Below are 17,719 nucleotides of genomic sequence, written 5' to 3'. Positions count from 1 at the left end.
GACGAATATCCAGCCGACCCGCGCCAAACGCGGATAATCCGCGCTCATGATCGGCAAGCTCAGCGGCGTCATCGCGGAAAAGTCGCCCCCGCAGGTTCTCATCGATGTGCAAGGCGTCGGCTACGAGCTCGACGTGCCCATGAGCACCTTCTACAACCTGCCCGCCCTGGGCGAGCGCACCAGCCTGCTGACGCATCTGAGCATCCGCGAGGATGCCCATGTGCTCTTCGGCTTCCTCACCGCCGAAGAGCGCAACACCTTCCGCCAGCTGATCAAGATCAGCGGCGTGGGCCCCAAGATGGCCCTGTCCCTGCTCTCCGGCCTCTCGGTGGCCGAGCTGGCCCAGGCCGTGTCCAAGCAGGAGAGCGGCCGCCTGGTCAAGGTGCCGGGCATCGGCAAGAAAACGGCCGAGCGCTTGCTGCTGGAGCTCAAGGGCAAGCTGGGGCCGGATCTGAGCCAGCCGGTCAGCGTGGCCAACGATGCTCAGGCCGACATCCTTCAAGCCCTGATCGCCCTGGGCTATAGCGAGAAGGAGGCCGGCGCGGCGCTCAAGGCCCTGCCGCCCGATGTCGGCGTCAGCGAGGGCATCAAGCTGGCCATGAAGAAGCTGTCATGAGCATACAGACCGACGATTTCGCGCCCGCACCGCAGCAGCAGCGCCTGATCAGCGCCGCCTCCAGCTCGCCCAACGAGGACGCCATCGAGCGCGCCCTGCGGCCCAAGCTGCTGGACGAGTATGTGGGCCAGAGCAAGGCGCGCGAGCAGCTGGAGATCTTCATCGGCGCGGCCCGCAAGCGCGCCGAAGCCCTGGACCATGTGTTGCTTTTCGGCCCGCCGGGCCTGGGCAAGACCACCCTGTCCCACATCATCGCGGCCGAGCTGGGCGTGAACCTGCGCCAGACCTCGGGCCCGGTGCTGGAGAAACCCAAGGACCTGGCCGCCATCCTGACCAACTTGGAGCGCAACGATGTGCTCTTCATCGACGAGATCCACCGGCTCTCGCCCGTGGTCGAGGAAATCCTCTACCCCGCGCTGGAGGACTACCAGATCGACATCATGATCGGCGAGGGGCCGGCCGCCCGCTCCATCAAGCTGGACCTGCAGCCCTTCACCCTGGTGGGCGCCACCACCCGCGCCGGCATGCTGACCAATCCGCTGCGCGACCGCTTCGGCATCGTGGCACGCCTGGAGTTCTACACGGCTGAGGAGCTGCAGCGCATCGTGACACGCTCGGCCGGCCTGCTCAACGCGCCCATCGACCCCGAGGGCGCGCTGGAAGTGGCGCGCCGCTCACGCGGCACGCCCCGCATCGCCAACCGCCTGCTGCGTCGGGTGCGTGACTATGCCGAGGTCAAGGGAGATGGGCGCATCACCAAACCCATCGCCGACAAGGCCCTGGCCATGCTGGATGTGGACCCGCAGGGCTTCGACCTGATGGACCGCAAGCTGCTGGAGGCCGTGGTGCACCGCTTCGACGGCGGCCCGGTCGGCCTGGACAATGTGGCGGCCGCCATCGGCGAGGAGAGCGGCACCATCGAGGACGTGATCGAGCCCTATCTCATCCAGCAGGGTTATCTGCAGCGCACCCCGCGCGGCCGCATTGCCACCCTGGCGGCCTTCCGCCACCTGGGCGTGGCCCCGCCCAAATCGGCCGGACAGCTCTTCGACGAGTAGGCCGACCGCCAAGATCCATCACACTCGGCGGCTCAGCACCAAGAATCTAGCGGCCAAAAGAAAAGGCGCCCCGAGGGGCGCCTTTCTCACAGCTGAGCCGGAGATCAGAAGTTGTGGCGGATGCCAGCAGCCAGGGAGCTGAAATCCTTGCTGTTCAGCTTGGCGTCCACGTCGGTGTAGTACGCGTACACCTTGGTGCGCTTGCTCAGGTTGTAGTTGTAGCCCAGGGTGAACTGGTTGGTCTTGCCTTGAGCGGCGAAGGCACCCTTGCCTTGGGTAGCGCCGTAGTTCACGTGGAACTCGGACTGACCCAGGGTGTACATGCCCGAAGCGCGATACACATTGCGGTTCTGAGCGCCGTCGTCGGCACGCTGGTAGTAGCCACCGAAGGTGAAAGCGCCCAGCTCATACAGACCGCGGACGGCGATCTGCGAGCGGTCGCCTTCCTTGCTGTAGCCGGCGCCCAGGTGCAGAGGGCCGCCCACGTAGTTGGCAGCCAGGTCGAACAGTTTCTCTTGACCAGCTTGGCCTTCGCCGGCCGACACGGAAGCGCTGGCGCTGAAACCGTTGTAGGTCGGGGTGAAGTAGCCGATCTTGTTGGACGAACGGAACGGGCCGCCGTACAGAGCGTCGCTGGACGAGCCGGTGTCGTGGTTGTGCATGCTGACGTAGTCAGCGGTGGCGAAGTAGGACTCGGGCGTGAAGTTGCCCAGACGCACGGCGCCGAAGGAACCACCCAGCTCCACATAGGCGTCACGACCCCAGAAGGTCGAGGCGGCACGGCCGTCGTCGGAGTTCAGGCCGCTTTCCAGCTTGAACGAGGCCTTCAGGCCGCCACCCAGGTCTTCCGTGCCCTTGAAGCCGAAACGCGAGCTGTTGTTGGCCACGACCACCTTGCGGTCAGCGGTGCCTTCCTTCTGGCTTTCCACGGTGGTGTTGATGCGACCGTACAGGGTCACGGAGCTTTGGGCGAAAGCCGAAGCGGAGATAGCGGCCAGGGCGGCCACGAGAGCGATCTTTTTCATCATCTGCCTTTGAGAGTTGAAGGGAAGCCGGGCTGTCGCCCGATCTTTTTCGGTGATGTGGCCGCAGTATAGGAGGGCTAGGGTAAGACCGAATGCCGACCGACGCGAATTCGCAACAGTGCTGTGATACAGATCGGGTTGGGCTGGCGAGCGCGCCACAGCGCTCAGGCCGCAGCCTCGTCCAGGCCCAGGCCATCCAGATGCAGATCGTCGTTCCAGCCCACCACGCTCAGGCCCGCCGGCGTGTAGAGCAGGCGATTGATCGTGGCATTGCCCAGGGCCCAGCTCCGGGGCGCCTCAAGCGGCAGTCTTCGGCCGGCCCGGTACAGGCAATCCATCACCCCGCCGTGGGCAACGAGCAACAAGGTCTGGCCGGGGTGGGCCTGGGCCAGACGCTCCACGGCACCGACGGCTCTTTGATAGAAGTCGCGCAAGCGCTCCCCACCCTCGGCCCCGAAGTCGGGGTCGCGCCGCTTCCAGCGCAACACCTGTTCGGGCCAGCGCGCCTCGATCTCCGTCCAGCTCAGGCCCTCGAAACAGCCGAAGCCACGCTCACGTAAGCCGACGTCCTCGCCCACCGGGAGTCCGCTGCGCGCAGCGAAGGCAGCCGCCGTCTGGCGGGCACGCATGAGATCGCTGGCATAAATGGCGTCAATCGGCTCGCCGGCCAAGACCTCGGCCAGACGCTGGGCCTGGGCCTCGCCCAGAGGGCTTAAGGGCACATCCATATGGCCCTGGATGCGGCGCTCGCGATTCCAGGCCGTCTCACCATGGCGCACTGCCAACAGGGTGGTGACCGTGTCCAGGCCCATCAGGACTGCCAGATGAGATCATGCCCGCCGCGCAGCGCCAGGCGCATGGCGCCCAGCAGCGGCCAGGCGCGCTGACGTAGCGTCACGCCGGTTCGGCGCGGGATGGGCTCGCCCGCCGCCTCGGCATCCGCCTGTTGGCGGGCAAACGCGGCCTCGTCCTCGGCCACCGCCCGCTCCAGCTGCTCGATCGCCTCGACCAGTTGGCGGCTCGTGATGATGCCTTCCGGGGTGGACTCGCGCCCCATCAGCTTCAGGATCTGCTCGCCATGAGTGGCGAGCATGATCACATCGGCGCTGTCCTTGGACTTGAATCGGTACATAGGGTCTCCTGGCCGCTGCGCGGCCACCCGGGCATTGTGCCCGTGGGGCGGCCAGCCCGGCAGACTCAGGCGGCCCGACCTCGTACCAGGCGCATGGGCGATAGAGCCGGACGCGGAGGCGGGAGCTGGGGCTGCCAGACCTTGTCCTCAAAGGCTCGCGTCTCCAGCGCCGGGGCAAAGAGATAGCCTTGGTACTCATGGCAGCCCGCGCACGCCAGAAAGTCGCGCTGGGCCTCGGTCTCCACCCCTTCGGCGATCACCAGCAGGCGCAGGGCGCGCCCCATCTGGATCACGGCGTTCACAATGCCGGCATCGCTCTCGTCCGAGGGCAGGCCCTGGATGAAGCTGCGATCAATCTTGAGTCGCTGGATGGGGAAGCGCTTCAGATAGCCCAGGCTGGAATAGCCGGTGCCAAAGTCGTCGATGGACATGCACACGCCCAGCTCGGCCAGAGCCTGCAAGCGCAGCAGCGCCTCCTCGGCATCGCGCAGCAGAATGGACTCGGTGAGCTCAAGCTCCAGCAGCGAGGGTGGCAGACCGGCGGCCTTGAGGGCTTGCGCCACCGTCTCCACGAACTGGCTTTGCTGGAATTGCAGGGCCGAGACGTTCACGGCCACCTGGATGCGCCGCCCCTGGCGCAGCCAGTCGGCGGCCTGCTGCACCGCCTGGCGCAGCACCCAATCGCCGATGGCGACGATAAAACCACTCTCCTCGGCCACCGGCACAAACTCGGAGGGCGGAATGTCGCCGCGCAGCGGGTCGCGCCAGCGCAGCAGGGCTTCGGCGCCAATCACGCGGCCACTGCCCAGGTCCACCTGAGGCTGGTAGTGCAGCCGGAACTGCCCCTCCAGCAGGGCCTGACGCATGGCGTGATCCAGTCGCATGCGCGAGAGCAGATCCACATGCTTGCGCGGCTGGTGGAAGCGGAAAGCACCCCGCCCACTCTCCTTGACCCAGTGCATGGCGCGCTCGGCACTCGCCATGAGCTCATCTGCGCCCCCCCCGTCGCTAGGGAAGAGGGCAATGCCCACCGAGCAGGTGACGGTGAAACTCAGCGTGTCGAAGCTGAAGGGCCGGGCCATGGCCTCCTGCACCCGGCGCGCCGCATGCTCCGCCCCGCGCGCATCAGCCTGGTGGACCAGCAAAGAGAACTCATCGCCGCCCAGGCGCGCCACGGTGTCCACCTCACGCAGGCACTCCCGCAGACGCTGGGCCACTTCCTTGAGCACGCGATCCCCGTAGGAATGCCCCAGGGTGTCATTGATCTGCTTGAAGCGATCCAGGTCGACATTGAGCAGGGCAAAGCCCGAGGCGTCGCGGCGCGCCATGGCTTGGGCGTAGTCAATGCGCTCGGCCAGGGCCCGGCGGTTGGGCAGGCCGGTCAGCATATCGGTGTGCGACAGCTCATCGATGCGCTGGCTGGCGGCGAGCTTCTCGCTGAGGTCGCGGAAGGAATACACCCGGCCGATGGGGCGCCCCCGGCTCCACTGCGGCAGCGAGACGCGCTCCAGCACCCGGCCATCCAGCAGCTTGATGATGTCGCTGGTCTGCAGCAGCGGGGCTTCCTGAATGGCGGCCAGACGGGTCGCGTAGGCCACGCCATCGACCACGCTGCGCCGCATCCAGGCCTGCACCGCCTCATCATTGCGCTCAAGCAGCAGATCCTCGGGCAAGCCCCATAGCGAGGCAAAGCGCTGATTGAAGCTGCGCATGCGACCTGCCAGATCCGAAACCAGGATGCCGTCGGCCGTGGACTCCAGGGTCGCTTTCAGCTCGGCGAGCAGGGTCTCGCGCTCCTCATCATGCTGCCGCTGCCGGCTGAGATCACGCATCGAGACCAGCCAGACCCCATCACCATCGGCCAGCGCCATATGGCTGATGCGTCGCGCGGCCCAGATCATCTGCCCGTCGGCGCGCCGCAGCATGGTGTCGGTGTGCAAGCCCTCGCGGGAACCTGCAGCAGCCTCCATCCAGAACAGCGCATCCTCCGCCGTGCAGGCCAGCGACTCCATGCTGGCACCGATCAGGCGCGCAGGTTCAAGCCCCAATAGCTGGGTAGCCGCCTGATTGACGGCCATCACGCACAGCGTACGCGCATCCACCAGCCACACCGCCTCTTGAAGCCCGTCGATCAGGGCTTGGTCGTGGTGCGGGCGCGGGTGAATCGCGGTACTGCCGAGCGTTGCGGGGGTCACGCCGCCAACTCCCCGAGGGGCATGGTGGTGCTCTCAAAGAAGTAGGCCACTCGTGTACGCGGGCTCAGATAGTCCAGTGCCGCCCGAGGCAGCAGACTGGGCTTGAGGCTGCGGCGTATGCCCAGATCCGGGTGTTCTTCCAGGTTCAGGATCAAGGCTTCCTCCCTGGGCACCTTGGGGTCATGCACCATCACACGCGGCTTGAGCGGCCGCGATGAGTTCACGGCCACCACCAGGGCGTAGCGATCATCGGTGAGCTGCACCGCCGAGCCTGGCGGATACACGCCCATCATCCGGATGAAGGCATTGAGCATGGTGGCGTCGAAGCGATTGCGCCCCTGGGCGAACATGAGGGACAAGGCCTCGTGCGGCGTCATGGACTTGGACGCCAGCAGGGGATTGCAAAGACCGTCAAAGCGATTGACCAGGGCCACGATGCGGGCGGCGGCACTCATGCGATCCACATTGATGCGCTGCGGAAAACCGCTGCCGTCGGCATTTTCATGATGCTGGGCAATGACCAACAGGGGGCCGGGACTCAGCCCCATGGCCTGAGCCAAGGCCACGCCCTTCTGGACATGCTGCTGGTAGGCCTGAGTCTCGGCCAGGGTGAAGCTGTCATCGCGATTGCGAACCCGTGCAGGCAGCTCGGTCTTGCCGAGGTCATGCAAGAGCGCGCCGACACCGAGGTCCATCATCTCCTCGCGGCCCAGCCCAAAGGCACGTCCCAGCAGCATGGAGATGATGGCCACATTCAGGGCGTGAGCCGTGCCGCGATCCCCCGCCCCTTCATTGAGCAGGCGGATATTGAGGTCGCCTTCGACCAGCATCTTGTCCAACAGGGCGCCGGACAGGGCGATGGCCTGGTCCCGAGAGCCTCGCGGCTCCCGCGGCAGCACTTCCATGATGTCGCGGAAGGCTGTCGCCGCCTCACCGTACTGACGCTCGCACAGGGACAGCGCCTCACGCTGAGCGGCCAGGGCACGCTTGTGAGCCTCGCGGGCGAGTTGCTCGGGACTGGGTTTGGCCTGTTGCTGAGCTTGGTCGGGGCTCTCACCCCCCGGCTGCGCCTCATTCAGCGCCGCGGCCTCGGTCTGCAAATCACTGCGGCTGGGGCTCCAACGCACTTGTTTGAGTCCCAGGCGACGCAACACCAGGAGTTGATCCTCCGAACTCAGCTTGAAGCTGCTCAGCGGGAACGGATGCGCCATCCAGCCCAGATCCAGGTGAATGAACATACCCACCTTGAGCTGCGCAACGTCGATCAAAGGATCCGAAGTGTTGTCCTTCATCTTCTTCCTACGCCTTTTCTAGGCGCCCTCGGCAGCTGCATCGGCACGATGTCTGCACCACTTGAGCAGTAAACCAGCCCCGTGCGGCCCTTGCACCTGATTACAAACGCCTACCGTGCGAATTGTCACGGGAAATTCTTGACCGGAAATGAAGCTCCGGCCTAGCATGTTCATTTTCAGAACCAAAGTTCCAATAAAGAACATTTATGCCTCGCGCTGGGAGCCGCCAAGGGTGGCTGCAGCCACAGCCCCGCAGCGCCCATGCGTCGCAGCCCTCAAGAGCTCACGCATGGCGCACCACGCCACACACGAACCCGGAGCCCTTCTGCCATGAATTCCCGACACGCCTTCATCTGTGATGCCTTGCGGACCCCCTTCGGCCGCTACGGCGGCGCCCTGTCCTCGGTGCGCGCCGATGACCTCGGTGCGGTGCCCCTGCGCGCCCTCATGGCGCGCAATGCCCGCGTGGACTGGGAGGCCGTGGACGATGTGCTTTACGGCTGCGCCAACCAGGCCGGCGAGGACAACCGCAATGTGGCCCGCATGGCGGCCCTGCTGGCCGGACTGCCCATCGCCGTACCGGGCATGACCATCAACCGCCTTTGCGGCTCGGGCATGGACGCCGTCGGCAGCGCCGCGCGCGCCATCCGCGCCGGCGAGGCCGAGCTGATGATTGCCGGCGGCGTGGAGAGCATGAGCCGCGCGCCCTTCGTGATGCCCAAGGCCGAGAGCGCCTTCTCGCGCGCCAACGCCGTCTACGACACCACCATAGGCTGGCGCTTCATCAACAAGCTGATGAAGGAACAGTACGGCGTGGATTCCATGCCGGAAACGGCCGAGAACGTGGCCAACGATTTCGGCATTGAGCGCGAGGCGCAGGACCGCATGGCCCTGGCCAGCCAGCTCAAGGCCGTGGCCGCCCAACAGAGCGGCTTCTTCGACGCCGAGATCACGCCCGTGACGATTGCGCAGAAGAAGAGCGATCCGATCATCGTCTCCAAGGACGAACACCCGCGCGAAACCAGCCTCGAAGCCCTGGCCAGGCTCAAGGGCGTGGTGCGCCCCGATGGCAGCGTGACGGCCGGCAATGCCTCGGGCGTGAACGATGGCGCCTGCGCCCTGCTACTGGCCAGCGAAGCCGCCGCGGCCCGGCACGGCCTGACCCCGCGCGCCCGCGTGGTGGGCATGGCCACGGCCGGCGTGGCGCCGCGCATCATGGGCATGGGCCCGGCCCCCGCGGCCCGCAAGGTGTTGGCCCAGACCGGCCTGAGCCTGGCCCAGATGGATGTGATCGAGCTGAACGAAGCCTTCGCCGCCCAGGGCCTGGCCGTGCTGCGCGATCTGGGACTGGCCGACGACGACGCCCGCGTGAACCCCAATGGCGGCGCCATCGCCCTGGGCCACCCCCTGGGGGCAAGCGGCGCCCGCCTGGTGACCACGGCCGTCAACCAGCTGCAGCGCAGCGGCGGCCGCTATGCCCTGTGCACCATGTGTATCGGCGTCGGGCAGGGCATCGCCCTGATTGTGGAACGCGTCTGACAGCAAACCCCAGGCCTTGCACCACGGTGGTGCAAGGCATGAGCTCAGCTCAAGGGGTGCTGCGTTTTTGTCATCGTAAAGCCGGGACGGCGCCGCCACGTGGCGGGATGCTGCGTGGGATACTGGATCCAGAAACCAAACGCAGAGCGCACATATACGACTCAAATCCAGTTTGTGGACCGCGTAAGTGGTAGTACGTAGCCCGTTGGCGTCGTACTGAGTCAAGCTTCGGGCTTCCCTTACCGCCCCGCATCCCGCCCACACCCGCCCGAAACGGCCGTGGGAGGAGTCCTATGCGAAAGCACCTTATTGGTGCATAAAGGTGCGAATATCGCCCCTTTTGCGGCAGTTTTGCTTGCGCTGCGTGTTTGGGGCTTCCTATAGTCAGCGTTTCCCCGGCTTGCGCCCAGCATATTTGGGCGATTAACGCACCCAATGCCATGTCTGCTGCCCGCGCACTTGATGATCTGACCGCCCTCGAAATTCCGGCCACAGCGCCGGCCGACGCTCCCAGCGGCCCACTCAAGCGCGATCTGGTGGCTGGCCTTGAAAAGGGTCTGGCCGTGATCGAAGCCTTCGATCAGGAACGTCCCCGACTGACCATCTCCGAGGTTGCGGCGCGCACCGGCCTGACCCGCGCCGCGGCCCGCCGCTACCTGCTGACCCTGACCCATCTGGGCTTTGTCTCGCAGGATCGCAAGATGTTTGCCCTGACCCCCAAGGTGCTGCGCCTGGGACAAAGCTATATGCACTCGGCCCGCCTGCCGCGCATCGTGGAGCCCGAGTTGCACAAGCTGGCCTACGCCCTCAAGGAGGCCAGCTCCGCCGGCGTGCTGGATGGCAATGATGTGATCTGCATCGCCGCCACCAGCGCCGGCCGCGTCGTCTCTCCCACGCTGCAGCCCGGCACCCGGGTGCCGGCCTACTGTGCCGGCAATGGCCGCGTGCTGTTGGCCGCCCTGCCCCAGGCCGAGGTCGATGCCTGGATCGCCCGTCAGGAGCTCAGCCCCCTGACCCCGCACACCATCACCCACCCCGAGCGGCTGCGCATCGAGATCGCCCGTGCACGCGCCCTGGGCTACGCCTGCATCGACCAGGAGCTGGAGCTGGGTCTGCGCACCGTGGCCGTGCCGCTGAAGAACTACCGGGGCGATGTGGTCGCCGCCATGAACATCAGCGTGCATGCCTCGCGCATGAGCATGGACCAGCTGGTCGAGCACTGCCTGCCGCCGCTGCTGCAGGCCCAGGCCCATCTGCGCATGCTGCTCTGAGGCTCTGCCCTCTGGAAACCAAAACGGGATCCCGCTGGGATCCCGTTTGCATTTCAGCGGGCGCGACGACCTCAGGGGTGGGCCGCCATCACCTGGGCCACGGCAGCCGTCAGGCGCTTGCCATAGGGCACGTGCAGGAACTCGTTGGGGCCGTGGGCATTGCTCTTGGGGCCCAGCACGCCGCAGACCATCATCTGCGCCTTGGGGAAGCCCTTTTGCAGCATGCTCATCAGCGGGATGGTGCCGCCCTGGCCGATGAAGCCCACCGGGCGGCCGAAATGCGCCAGGCTGGCCTCGTTGAGCGCGCCCGAGAGCCAGGGGCTGAGCTCGGGCGTGTTCCAGCCGGTGGCGCCATAGGCCCCGGCGCGGCCATCGGGCACGAAGGTGACGCGGGCGTTGTAGGGCGCGTTGTCTTCCAGCAGGGCCTTGAGCTTGAGCGCAGCCTCGTTGCCGTCCACCAGGGGCGGCAGGCGCAGCGAGAGCTTGAAGGCGGTGTAGGGGCGCAGCACATTGCCGGCGTTCTTCAGCTCGGGGAAGCCGTCCACGCCGGTCACGCTCAGGGTGGGGCGCCAGGTGCGGTTGAGCAGCACCTCCACCGGGTCCTGGGTCACGGGCAGCACGCTGCCGCCATCGGCGCCGCAGGCCCAGGGGTAGCGCTTCCAGACCTCGTCCTTGAGGATCTCGGCGGTGGCGCGAGCCTGGTCCACCCGATCGCCCGGGATCTCGCAGTGGAAGCTGTCGGGCAGCAGGCGGCCGGTCTTGGAATCCTCCAGACGGTCCAGCACCTGGCGCAGGATGCGGAAGCTCGAGGGCACCAGGCCCGAGGCGTCGCCGCTGTGGATGCCCTCGGTCAGCACCTCCACCTTGAGCACGCCCGAAACCATGCCGCGCAGCGAGGTGGTGAGCCAGAGCTGCTCGTAATTGCCCGCACCCGAGTCCAGGCATACCACCAGGGAGACATTGCCCAGGCGTTCTTTAAGCACATCGATATAGGCCGGCAGATCGTAGGAGCCGCTCTCCTCGCAGGTTTCGATGATGCCCACGCAGCGCGGCCGGGGAATGCCCTGCTGGTCCAGGGCCATGATGGCGGTCAGCGAGGCGTAGATGGCGTAGCCGTCGTCGGCGCCGCCGCGGCCATAGAGCAGGCCGTTCTCGTACTTGGGCGTCCAGGGCCCCAGGTCGGAGCGCCAGCCGTTGAACTCGGGCTGCTTGTCCAGATGGCCGTAGAGCACGATGGTGTCATCGCTGCCCGGCTTGGTGGACGGCACCTCGAAGAAGATCACCGGCGTGCGGCCCTCCAGGCGCACCACCTCCAGCTTGAGGCCGGCCACCTTCTTGCTCTCCACCCAGGTGGCCGCGTCGCGCAGCACCTTCTCGATATGCCCGTTCTTGGCCCAGTCGGCATCGAACATGGGGCTCTTGGCGGGGATGGCGATGTAGTCGCTCAGCGCCGGAACGATTTCCTCGTCCCAGACGCGTTCGGCAAAACGGCCCAGGGCCGAGGCTTCATCGGGCTGCAGCGGCAGCGCGGCGTCGCGTGCATTCATGGTGGTGTTCCGGCTTGTGGCGGGGAGTCGGAATTCTAGTTCCCAGGCCCTCAGCGCGCAGGCGGGAAGCGCTGCTCCAGCCAGGCCTGCAGCCGCGCATAGACCTGCTCGCGCTCGGGCTCGTTGAAGAGCTCGTGATAGAGCCGCTCGAAGCACTGCGTCTGTACCACGGCACGCGGCGCCTCGGCCGCGAAGCGAGCGCTGCCCTCGGGGTCCACGCACTGGTCTGCCCCGGCCCACATCAGCAGGGTGGGCACCACCCACAGGGGGGCCTGGTGTTGAAGCTCGGCGCCGCCGTCCGCAATCATGGCGGCCAGGGTGGCGCTGACGCGGTCATGCACCAGAGGATCGTTCTCATAGGCGGCCACGACCGCGGGATCGCGCGAGATCCAACTGGTCTTCAGGCCATTGCCCACCGCCAGATGCGGGAGCAGGGGCCGGGCCGCCCCGAGCAGCATGCGCTGCACGCCCGAGAGCCCGGGGTCCAAGGCCGGCGAGCTCAGCACCAGCCCATCGACCGGGCGAAACCATGCTGGCAGAACGCCGCCCTGCCCCAGGGCGAGCCCACCCGCGACGAAACGCGCCGCCACGAGGCCGCCCATGCTGTGGCCCAACATCACCAGGGGACCGAAGCCCAGCTGGGGATCGGCCCGAAGCTCATCGATGACCAGGGCCAAATCGCGCTGAAGACGATCCGCCTCGGGGATGTCCCCACGCGGGCCACCGGAGGCGCCGTGCCCTCGCTGGTCATGGCCCACCACATGCCAGCCCCAATCATTCAGGCGGCCAGCCAGCGCCTCGTAGCGCCCGATATGTTCACCCAGGCCGTGCACGATGAGCACCGTGCCGCGTGCCGGCCCCGGACCGGGGCGGCTCCATTGCCGCCAGTGCAGGGGCAGCCCGTCATCGGTTCTCAAAGTACGCATGCCGGCCAGTGTAGGGAGCGGCCGACACCCAACGGCCCAGGACTTCCCCGGTCGGTGAAAGTACGCAAGCCGTCCCTACATTTGGCGACAGTTGCGTCGCTCAGCGCGCCTTCAGCAGCTCGGGGACCTTGAGCAGGATGAACTCGTTGTCGTCCTGCACGCCCAGCTTGCGGCCGCTGGAGTAAGGCAGGTTGTTGTCATTGGCCACCACGATGTGCTCGGCGTCCACCACGTCCACGTTCTCTATGGTCACGAAGGGGAAGCTGAAGCGGCCCTGGCGGGTGGCACCGTTGCGGCCCAGGCTCTTGGGGTCGGCGATGTCCATCAGGTCCACATAGCCGATCTTGCGCACCAGGCCTTCAGCGTCTGCGTCCTTGAGGCTGATCTTGTAGACGCGCTTGAAGCGGGCCGGCACGTTCTGGCAGTCGGGGCGGGCGGGTCCGTTGCAGGCCTCGTCCACCGAGCCCTCGCCGTTGTCGCGCTCGATCACCAGGGCGGTGTCGGCGTCGATCATGTTGAAGTCGCCGATATTGTTGCCCTTGAGCTCCAGCGGGTACTTCCAGCTGCGGCCGGTCCAGGCGCGCTGGGCCACATCGAACTCCAGCACGCGCAGCACTTCGCGGCCATCGGCCGAGGTCTCCCACTTCTTCTCGCCCTCCAGCCACAGCGGGCCTTCCAGCAAGGGGTAGAGGAAGCGGCCATCCGGGCTGGCGGCCATGCCCTCATAGCCACGCGAGCGGCGCACGGGCGTCGTCACCGGCGTGCCGGGTACGGCCGGCGTCGTCACCGTGTAGTGGTCGGGCGAACGCAGGAGCTTGCCGTCCAGCCGGGTCTCGTACAGGCCCAACACCTTGCCCTGCAGATCGGTGCGGATCAGATAGGGGCCCAGCTCATCGCCGAACCAGAGCTCATTGCCGATGGGCTGCATGGACTCGATGTCCAGATCGGCGCCGGTGAGGTAGCGCTTGCTCGTGCCCTCGTTGACGATCAGGAAGGGGATCTTGCGGTCCGGGTCGTGCAGGAACAGGGTCTGGCTGCGCTGCACGCTGCCCTGCTTCCAGTCGATGCGCAGCTTGTGGAACATCAGCATCGCGTCCGCGCTATTGTTCTTGGCACCGAAGCCGTTGTCGGTCAGCACCCAGAAGCTGCCGTCCTTCATGGTCTTGATGCCCGAGAAGCCCTGCACCGGCTGGCCCTTGAAGGGCAGCTTGACGCCGGTCTCGCGCGGCGCGGCCTTGTCCGAGAGGAAGGACGTGCCCATGATGGATTCCAGCGCATCCACGCGGCGGCCATCGGCGGCGGTGAACTTGCCGCTGGTCTGCAGATAGGCCGGCGCATCCTTGGGTGCGGGCACGAAGCTGCGCGCGGGCAGCAGGGCGTGGCCGGCCAGCTCGGCGGGCAGGGCCGGGGCGGCGCCGGTCTGGGCCGCGGCCCCCAATGAACACAGGGCCAGCACGGCTGCGGCCATCAGTGCAGATTTCGTTGTCATGATGTTTGGACTCGCTCAATGGAAGCAAGTCCGGCAGCCTAGGCAGCGCAGATGACGAGACCGTGATGAAGGGACGCAGCGGGGCGTACAGCGCCAAGCGCCGCTTGATCAAGCTCAAGGCCCGGCCAGGCAAGCGATGCGAACCTTGAATGTCACGGATTCGTCACATTCCAGAACCATGAGCAGCAAGCCCAACTCCGCCTCTCCTCCCAAGCCCGCTCGCAGCACCGCCCTCCCGCGCACGCCACGGGTACGCCGCGTGCGCAGCGGCGACACCGCAGGCAGCGTCCAGCCCGAGCGCATTGCCCGCCACAGCGTGGATGAGGCCGTAGAGAAAGCGCGGGCACGCGAGTTGGAAGCACTGCAGGACATCGTGAGCCAGCGGGGTGCCAGCAGCCTGGCCAGTTCCGTGCGCGAAATCGTGCGCGGGGCCTCGCCGGACGATGCCGCCGCCCTGCGCCGTGCCCTGCTGAAGGAGCTGGAAGCGCCGGCCAAGGCCCTGGGGGTCGATGCCGACGAGGAGCTGGCCCCCGACTGGCGCCGCGGTGGCTATCCCTACAAGAACCTGATGTCCCGCAAGGCGTACGAGAAGCAGAAGTACCGCCTGCAGGTGGAGCTGCTCAAGCTGCAGGCCTGGGTCAAGCAGACCGGGCAGAAGGTGGTGATCCTCTTCGAGGGCCGCGACGCCGCCGGCAAGGGCGGCACCATCAAGCGCTTCATGGAACATCTGAACCCGCGCGGCGCGCGCGTGGTGGCGCTGGAAAAACCCAGCGAGGTGGAGCGCGGCCAGTGGTACTTCCAGCGCTATGTGCAGCACCTGCCCACGGCGGGCGAGATCGTGCTCTTCGACCGCAGCTGGTACAACCGCGCCGGCGTGGAACGGGTGATGGGCTTCTGCAGCAATGACGAGTACAACGAGTTCATGCGCCAGGCCCCCGAGTTCGAACGCAATCTGGTGCGCTCGGGCGTGCATGTGATCAAGTTCTGGTTCTCGGTCAGCCGCGAGGAGCAGCGCCGCCGCTTCAAGGAGCGCGAGGCGCATCCGCTCAAGCAGTGGAAGCTCTCGCCCATCGACAAGGCCTCGCTGGACAAATGGGGCGACTACACCAAGGCCAAGGAAGCGATGTTCTTCAACACCGATATCGCCGAAGCGCCCTGGACCGTGGTGAAGTCGGACTGCAAGAAGCGCGCGCGCCTGAACGCGCTGCGCCATGTGCTGCACCAGCTGCCCTATGCCAACAAGGACCTGGACAAGATCGGCCAGCTCGACCCCCTGCTGGTGGGCCGGGCCAGCGTGGTCTATGAGCGCGGCGAGGCGATGAGCCCGGCACCGCGCTGAGCCCGCAGGGTGTTTACTCGGCGCTCATGCAAAAGGCATTGAGCTTGTTGCCATCCAGGTCGCGAAAATAGGCGGCATAGAAGCCGCCGCCGCGCGGCCCCGGGGCGCCCTCGTCCGAGCCGCCCAGGGCCAGAGCCTTGGCATGCAGGGCCTGCACGGTGGCGGGGCTGTCGGCGGCCAGGGCGATCATCACGCCATTGCCCACCGTGGCCGGCTGGCCGTCAAAGGGCAGCATCACGGCAAAGCCGGGGGAGTTCATGTCGCGGCCCCAGGCGATGCCGCGCTCAAAGTCCATGGTGCGCTTGATGCCCAGGGTCTCGAACAGCGCGTCGTAGAACGCCGCGGCACGCGGCAGATCCCGCGTGCCCAGGGTGGTGTAGCCAATCATGATTCGCGCCTCCAAAGCGTTGAAGCGGCCGCCATGATGCCCGGGGCTGCGTCCGGAATCTGTCAGCAGCCGCTCAACCGCGGTCGAACTTGAACACCGCCATGCTGGCCAGCAGATTGGGCATAGCCCTCACGACCTGCCCCTGCTGGATGCCAAAGCTGTCCAGCACGCGCAGGCGGTTCTTGCGCGCCAGCACCTCGAAGTCGGCATAGGTGCCGACGCGGATATTGGGCGTGTCGTACCACTCGTAGGGCAGCACCTTGGTGACCGGCATGCGGCCCAGCAGCACCTGCAGGCGGTTGGGCCAATGCGCGAAGTTGGGAAAGCTGACGATGCCCATGCGGCCCACGCGTGCCGTTTCCCTGAGCATGGCCTCGGTATTGCGCAGATGCTGCAGGGTCTCCAGCTGCAGCACCACGTCGAAGCTCTGGTCCTCGAAGATGGCCAGGCCCTCTTCCAGATTCAGCTGGATCACATTGACGCCGCGCTTGGCACAGGCCAGCACATTGGCGTCGTCCAGTTCCACGCCGTAGCCGGTGCAGCCCTTGGTGGTCTGCAGATGGTGCAGCAACTCACCGGTGCCGCAGCCCAGGTCCAGCACGCGCGAGCCCGCCGGCACCAGCGCGGCGATCGCTTCCATCACACTGCGGTCGCTCATGCTGCGAACTCCTTGGCAATGCGTTCGAAATAGGCGCGCAGCACGCCGTGGTAGCGCGGGTCCTCCAGCAGGAAGGCGTCGTGGCCGTGCGGCGCGTCGATCTCGGCATAAGAGACATCGCGCTTGTTGTCGAGCAGGGCCTTGACGATCTCGCGCGAGCGCGCCGGCGAGAAGCGCCAGTCCGTCGTGAAGCTGGCCAGCAGGAACTTGCACCGTGCCGCGGCAAAGGTGCGGCTCAGATCGCCGCCATGCTCGCGGGCCGGATCGAAGTAGTCCAGGGCGCGCGTGATCAGCAGATAGGTGTTGGCGTCGAAGTACTCGCTGAACTTGTCGCCCTGGTGGCGCAGATAGCTCTCGATCTGGAACTCGATGTCCTGCGTGCTGTAGCCCAGCTCGGCGGCACGCATCTGGCGGCCGAACTTCTGCTCCATCACATCGTCGCTGAGGTAGGTGATGTGACCGATCATGCGCGCCACGCGCAGGCCGCGCTTGGGCACCACGCCATGCTCATAGAAGTGGCCGCCATGAAAATCGGGGTCGGTGATGATGGCGCGGCGCGCCACCTCGTTGAAGGCGATGTTCTGTGCCGAGAGGCTGGGGGCGGTGGCGATGGCGATGCAGTGCCGCATGCGATCCGGGTAGCGCAGCGACCAGTCCAAGGCCTGCATGCCCCCCAGGGAGCCGCCCAGCACGGCGGCCAGCTGCGTGATGCCCAGCTCGTCCAGCACGCGGGCCTGGGCATCCACCCAGTCATGCACCGTGACCACGGGGAAGTCCGCGCCGTAGACGCGGCCCGTGGCCGGGTTGATGTGCATGGGCCCGGTGGAGCCGAAGCAGGACCCCGGGTTGTTGATGCCGATGACGAAAAAGCGCTCCGTGTCCAGGGGCTTGCCCGGCCCGATCAGGTTGTCCCACCAGCCCTCGCTGCGCTCCTGGCCGGCGTAGCTGCCGGCCACATGGTGGCTGGCATTCAAGGCATGGCAGACGAGCACGGCATTGCTCTTGTCGGCATTGAGCTGGCCATAGGTCTCGTAGACCAGCTCGTAGTCGCTCAGCTGGGCGCCGCTGCGCAGCGGCAGCGGCCGGCTGAACTTCATGCGTTGCGGCGTGACATGGCCTACGGATCCCATGCATTCACCTCTGATTTTCATAAGGCCCAAAAACAAAAACACCGGTGTCGCTGACGGAGCGGACACCGGTGCATCGGGCGTCCCTCTTTAGCGGCATTTGTAGAGCGCCCGCAA

Annotated in this window: 16 protein-coding genes; 5 read left to right on the top strand and 11 right to left on the bottom strand. The window is 66.5% G+C overall.

Annotated elements, in window-relative coordinates; genetic code table 11:
* Window positions 1–46: 46 nt before the first annotated feature.
* Window positions 47–616, top strand: a complete 570-nt coding sequence (gene ruvA / locus DFR39_RS04600; protein ID WP_133602329.1) for a Holliday junction branch migration protein RuvA — start codon at window positions 47–49, stop codon at window positions 614–616.
* Entirely contained in the window at window positions 613–1,674 is a 1,062-nt protein-coding gene (gene ruvB / locus DFR39_RS04595) for a Holliday junction branch migration DNA helicase RuvB (protein WP_133602328.1), read from the top strand. Before ruvA ends, ruvB begins: the two co-directional genes overlap by 4 nt.
* Window positions 1,675–1,778: 104 nt before the next feature.
* Here the strand turns inward: ruvB and DFR39_RS04590 are convergent, their stop codons facing one another.
* From DFR39_RS04590 to DFR39_RS04570, 5 genes are all read right to left on the bottom strand, one after another.
* Window positions 1,779–2,699: a porin gene (locus tag DFR39_RS04590; RefSeq protein WP_133602327.1), complete on the bottom strand. Its 921-nt coding sequence runs from the start codon at window positions 2,697–2,699 to the stop codon at window positions 1,779–1,781.
* 164 nt (window positions 2,700–2,863) lie between these two features.
* Entirely contained in the window at window positions 2,864–3,511 is a 648-nt protein-coding gene (locus DFR39_RS04585) for a histidine phosphatase family protein (protein WP_246030669.1), read from the bottom strand.
* A complete protein-coding gene (locus tag DFR39_RS04580) occupies window positions 3,511–3,831 on the bottom strand; it encodes a DUF1840 domain-containing protein (protein WP_133602326.1) in 321 nt (106 codons plus the stop codon). The genes DFR39_RS04585 and DFR39_RS04580 overlap by 1 nt, the downstream gene beginning before the upstream one ends.
* A gap of 65 nt (window positions 3,832–3,896) precedes the next feature.
* Window positions 3,897–6,026, bottom strand: coding sequence for a putative bifunctional diguanylate cyclase/phosphodiesterase (locus tag DFR39_RS04575; protein WP_246030668.1), 2,130 nt, complete (start codon window positions 6,024–6,026; stop codon window positions 3,897–3,899).
* Entirely contained in the window at window positions 6,023–7,318 is a 1,296-nt protein-coding gene (locus DFR39_RS04570) for a cyclic di-GMP phosphodiesterase (RefSeq protein ID WP_133602325.1), read from the bottom strand. The genes DFR39_RS04575 and DFR39_RS04570 overlap by 4 nt, the downstream gene beginning before the upstream one ends.
* A gap of 330 nt (window positions 7,319–7,648) precedes the next feature.
* Here DFR39_RS04570 and pcaF point away from each other — a divergent pair, with 330 nt between their 5' ends.
* Window positions 7,649–8,857 carry a 3-oxoadipyl-CoA thiolase gene (gene pcaF / locus DFR39_RS04565; RefSeq protein WP_133602324.1) on the top strand — a complete coding sequence of 403 codons (1,209 nt, stop codon included), beginning with the start codon at window positions 7,649–7,651 and terminating at the stop codon, window positions 8,855–8,857.
* A 440-nt stretch (window positions 8,858–9,297) separates the two neighbouring features.
* Window positions 9,298–10,128 (top strand): IclR family transcriptional regulator domain-containing protein, encoded by an 831-nt coding sequence (locus DFR39_RS04560; RefSeq protein WP_133602323.1) that lies wholly within the window; start codon window positions 9,298–9,300, stop codon window positions 10,126–10,128.
* A gap of 71 nt (window positions 10,129–10,199) precedes the next feature.
* Here DFR39_RS04560 and DFR39_RS04555 read toward each other — a convergent pair whose 3' ends face one another.
* The 3 genes from DFR39_RS04555 to DFR39_RS04545 form a co-directional block, all read right to left on the bottom strand.
* Window positions 10,200–11,675, bottom strand: coding sequence for a M20 family metallopeptidase (locus tag DFR39_RS04555; RefSeq protein WP_133602322.1), 1,476 nt, complete (start codon window positions 11,673–11,675; stop codon window positions 10,200–10,202).
* Between the two features lie 50 nt (window positions 11,676–11,725).
* A complete protein-coding gene (locus tag DFR39_RS04550) occupies window positions 11,726–12,601 on the bottom strand; it encodes an alpha/beta hydrolase (RefSeq protein WP_133602321.1) in 876 nt (291 codons plus the stop codon).
* A 100-nt stretch (window positions 12,602–12,701) separates the two neighbouring features.
* Window positions 12,702–14,090, bottom strand: coding sequence for an esterase-like activity of phytase family protein (locus DFR39_RS04545; RefSeq protein ID WP_211343790.1), 1,389 nt, complete (start codon window positions 14,088–14,090; stop codon window positions 12,702–12,704).
* A gap of 178 nt (window positions 14,091–14,268) precedes the next feature.
* Between DFR39_RS04545 and ppk2 the strand changes: the two genes are divergently transcribed.
* Entirely contained in the window at window positions 14,269–15,429 is a 1,161-nt protein-coding gene (gene ppk2, locus DFR39_RS04540) for a polyphosphate kinase 2 (RefSeq protein WP_133602320.1), read from the top strand.
* A gap of 13 nt (window positions 15,430–15,442) precedes the next feature.
* Here the strand turns inward: ppk2 and DFR39_RS04535 are convergent, their stop codons facing one another.
* The 3 genes from DFR39_RS04535 to metX form a co-directional block, all read right to left on the bottom strand.
* A complete protein-coding gene (locus DFR39_RS04535) occupies window positions 15,443–15,817 on the bottom strand; it encodes a VOC family protein (RefSeq protein ID WP_133602319.1) in 375 nt (124 codons plus the stop codon).
* 73 nt (window positions 15,818–15,890) lie between these two features.
* The gene (metW, locus tag DFR39_RS04530; RefSeq protein WP_133602318.1) at window positions 15,891–16,475 is read right to left on the bottom strand and encodes a methionine biosynthesis protein MetW; all 585 of its coding nucleotides are present in this window, start codon (window positions 16,473–16,475) and stop codon (window positions 15,891–15,893) included.
* Complete coding sequence (gene metX / locus DFR39_RS04525; protein ID WP_133602317.1) at window positions 16,472–17,605, bottom strand: homoserine O-succinyltransferase MetX; 1,134 nt, start codon at window positions 17,603–17,605, stop codon at window positions 16,472–16,474. The genes metW and metX overlap by 4 nt, the downstream gene beginning before the upstream one ends.
* Between the last annotated feature and the right edge of the window lie 114 nt (window positions 17,606–17,719).

Origin of the sequence: Roseateles asaccharophilus (assembly GCF_004362405.1) — a bacterium.
GTDB lineage: Bacteria > Pseudomonadota > Gammaproteobacteria > Burkholderiales > Burkholderiaceae_C > Kinneretia > Kinneretia asaccharophila.
This window is presented reverse-complemented; position numbering and strand designations above follow the sequence as displayed.